Source organism: Paraburkholderia sp. Ac-20347, assembly GCF_017104805.1.
Taxonomy (GTDB): Bacteria; Pseudomonadota; Gammaproteobacteria; order Burkholderiales; family Burkholderiaceae; genus Paraburkholderia; species Paraburkholderia tropica.
The window spans coordinates 1-3,684 of the sequence record NZ_JAAGPN010000443.1; the positions used below are offsets into that span (position 1 = coordinate 1).

At 63.4% G+C, this 3,684-nt stretch carries 3 protein-coding genes; all 3 read right to left on the reverse strand.

Translation table 11 applies throughout. The features are described from left to right. Nucleotides 1-1,042, reverse strand: a 1,042-nt coding sequence (locus tag G3N97_RS37205) for a translation initiation factor IF-2 associated domain-containing protein (protein WP_205997757.1), incomplete at its 3' end; no start/stop codon positions are given. Nucleotides 1,043-1,195: 153 nt separating this feature from the next. Further along, nucleotides 1,196-2,671, reverse strand: a complete 1,476-nt coding sequence (gene nusA / locus G3N97_RS37210; protein WP_205997758.1) for a transcription termination factor NusA — start codon at nt 2,669-2,671, stop codon at nt 1,196-1,198. Next, the gene (gene rimP, locus G3N97_RS37215; RefSeq protein WP_065061251.1) at nt 2,668-3,126 is read right to left on the reverse strand and encodes a ribosome maturation factor RimP; all 459 of its coding nucleotides are present in this window, start codon (nt 3,124-3,126) and stop codon (nt 2,668-2,670) included. The genes nusA and rimP overlap by 4 nt, the downstream gene beginning before the upstream one ends. Nucleotides 3,127-3,684: the final 558 nt, after the last annotated feature.

Below are 3,684 nucleotides of genomic sequence, written 5' to 3' on the forward strand. Positions count from 1 at the left end.
ATCTACACTGGCGCGCACCACCTTTCCGCGCACGACGCTCTTCCGATCTGCTCGTCGACGGCGCAGCCGCGGTGGCGGGCTTCTTCGCGCCCGCGCCCGCTGCCGGACGTGAAGCCGCACCTTCCGGACGCGCCGGCTTGTGCAGCGTGCCCTTGGCTTCGGCAGGCTTCGGCGGCTCGACCGGCTTCGGCGGTTCCACCGCCTTGACCTGCGCCTTGCGCGGCGTGTTCATCATTTCGCGGATGGCGCGCGCTTCGGCTTCGGCGGCCGCGCGACGACGCGCGATCTCGTCCTGTTCCTTCTGCGCCTTGTCGGCGGCTTCGCGTGCGGCGGCCTCGGCCTTCTGGGCCGCTTCGCGTTGCGCGGCGCGTTCGGCGGCGGCGCGCTGTTCGTCTTGCTGGTCCTGCTGCTGTTTCACTTCCTTCGATTCCGCTTCGGCATTGCGCTGTGCAGCCACGGCTTGAGCGGCGAGCTCACGCGCGGCGGCTTCGGCCACTGCCTTTTTCTTTTCTGCTTCTTCCTCGGCGCGGCGGCGTTCGGCCTCGGCGGCCTCTTCGCGCGCACGGCGCTCCGACTCTTCACGCGCGAGCAGCTCCTGACGCTCCTTGAGCTCCTGAGCCTGACGCTCGAGCAGCTCGGCCTCGCGGCGCGCTTCTTCTTCGCGGCGCTGCAGCTCCGCCTCTTCGGCGGCGACTGCTGCGTCGGCGGCATGATTCGATGCCTCCGCCTGTTCGGCGGACTCGTCGCGGCGGACGAACGTGCGCTTCTTGCGCACCTCGACCTGAATGGTGCGTGCCTTACCCGTCGAATCGGACTGCTTGATCTCCGACGTATGCCGTTTCGTCAGCGTGATCTTGCGCTTGTCCGCGTCGGTCGAACCGTGCGACTTGCGCAAGTGGTCGAGCAGACGCGCCTTGTCCGTTTCCGACAAGGCATCGGTCTCGCTCGCTTTCTGGACGCCCGCTGCCTGCAGCTGCTCCAGCAGCACGCCTGCAGGCATTTTCAGTTCCGCGGCAAATTGGGCTACGTTGTTACTCGCCATTCATTCCTCTTAATGCAAGGACCGATTCCTTGCGGTTGACATCGGTTCATGCGGCCGTGGGTGCCTCGCCTTGCGAGGCCCCGCCGCGATCAGTTCAATGGGTCATGGTCGCTTCCTGCTCGTCGCGCCCCGGTTCCGAACCTGTTGCCAGGCTTACTGGAACCAGTGCTCACGTGCCTTCATGATCAACGCCTTGGCGGCGTCCTCTTCCATTCCCGTCATTTCGACCAGCTCGTCCACGGCCAGCTCGGCGAGCTCGTCGCGGGTGTGGACCTCGTGCTGCGCCAGCTTTGCATGCAGTTCGGGATCCATGCCGTCCAGACTCTTGAGGTCCAGCGCGGCGCTTTCGACTTTCTCTTCGTTCGCGATAGCCTGCGTGAGCAGCGCGTCGCGCGCACGGTTGCGCAGCTCGTGCACGGTGTCCTCGTCGAACGCCTCGATTTCCAGCATTTCGTTGAGCGGCACGTAGGCGATCTCTTCGAGGCTCGTGAAGCCTTCGTCGATCAGGATGTCGGCGACTTCTTCGTCCACGTCGAGACGCGCCATGAACAGGTCGCGCAGCACCGTGCGCTCCTGATTCTGCTTCTGCGCGGATTCGTCCGGCGTCATGATGTTGATCTGCCAGCCGGTCAGTTCGCTGGCAAGACGCACGTTCTGGCCGCTGCGGCCAATGGCGACCGCGAGCTCGCTTTCGTCGACCACGACGTCCATCGAGTGCTTTTCTTCGTCGACAACGATCGACTGCACGGCCGCCGGCGCGAGCGCGCCGATAACGAACTGGGCGGGATCCTCCGACCATAGCACGATGTCGACGTTTTCGCCACCGAGCTCATTGCGCACGGCCTGCACGCGCGAACCGCGGATGCCGACGCAGGTGCCGATGGGGTCGATACGCTTGTCGTAGGCCACCACGCCGATCTTGGCGCGCACGCCCGGATCACGCGCTGCCGCCTTGATCTCCAGAAGGCCTTGTTCGATTTCCGGCACTTCCATTTCGAACAGCTTCATCAGGAACTCGGGCGCCGTGCGCGAGAGTTCGATCTGCGGGCCGCGCGCGGTGCGGTCGACCTTGCCGATCCAGGCACGCACGCGGTCGCCCACGCGCAGGTTTTCCTTCGGAATCAGCTGGTCGCGGCGCAGCAGCGCTTCGACACGGCCCGACTCGACGATGAAATTGCCCTTGTCCATGCGCTTGACCGTGCCGGTCATGATGCTTTCGCCGCGCTCGAGGAAGTCGTTGAGGATCTGCTCGCGCTCGGCGTCGCGCACCTTCTGCAGGATGACCTGCTTGGCGGCCTGCGCGCCGATACGGCCGAATTCCACCGACGGAACCGGCTGCTCGACGAAACCGTCGATCTGCGCTTCGGGATCTTGCTCGCGTGCTTCGAACAGCAGGATTTCCTGATCCGGCTCCTGCAGACCCGCCTCGTCCGGCACGATGCGCCAGCGGCGGAACGTCTCGTGTTCGCCGCTTTCGCGGTCGATGTGCACGCGGATGTCCGCATCCTCGTCGAAGAGTTTCTTGGAGGCCGACGCAAGCGCCGCTTCAAGGGCGGCGAACACCACGTCCTTGTCGACATTCTTCTCGCGTGCCAGCGCATCCACCAGCATCAACACTTCGCGACTCATTGTTTGCGGCTCCTAAAGTCAACTTTGGGGATCAGGCGGGCTTTGTCGATGTCCGCGAGCGTGAAATCGAGCATCGCAGGACCCGCCTTCCCTTCGAATTCCAGACCGATGGTTTCGCCTTCCGGGGCATGCACGATGCCGCGGTACGATTTCCGTCCGTCCAATGGCTTTTTCAACGTGATAACCGCTTCGCAGCCCGCGAAGCGTTCGAAGTCCGCCAGCTTTTTCAGCGGCCGGTCGAGGCCGGGCGACGAGACCTCAAGACGTTCGTAGTCGATGTTCTCGACAAACAGAACGTGCTGCAGCTGACGCGTGACCTTCTCGCAATCCTCGATCGCGATACCCGCAGGCTGATCGATGTAGATGGCCAGCATGCCGCGCCCGGTGCGCTCGAGGTCGACCAGCTCGTAACCGAGCCCGGTGACCGTGGTTTCAATCAGTTCCGTCAGTTGCACAATGCCCACTCCAGATATTCGCGCAGCGAGCCGGCAACTTCCTGTTCCTGAGAGTCAAACGGGATTCGCGGGCCGCGCGCCAGATGAGCGCGCGCTCTTGCACCTACTTGCGCGTGACCCAGATGGCGAACCCACCCCGACGTGATGTCCGGCGATGTGATGCCCGGTTCTGCTGCCCGGGGGCTTCGACGTCGGATTCGACGCCTGCGCGATGGGTGTATTCGACTACTTTTTCACCGCACATCGCGCACTGCCTCGAAACCCGAAACCGTGACGAAACCGCTTCGATCACACACCGATCACATTCGGCCGAGCCAAAAAAAAATGGGCGAAACGCCCATCTTCTCACTTAGCCAGGTGGTCGCACCTGGGACGCAAATAAAAGCCGCACGCCCAGCGACTCCGAGATTGTAGCCTTTTTCCGGCTCTAACGCAAACCGCGCAAGGCGAACGTCCATGCGTTATGCACGGAATATGGGCCACTCAGAGGCGTTTTCAAGGCGTTTTACGGTGATTTCCGCAATTTACGCTTCGGGCGCCATCGACGCGGGCGATACC

Coding starts and splice junctions, on each gene's coding strand:
- nusA (WP_205997758.1), bottom strand. CDS start 2,671: ATGAGTCGCGAAGTGTTGATGCTGGTGGATGCGCTGGCACGCGAGAAG.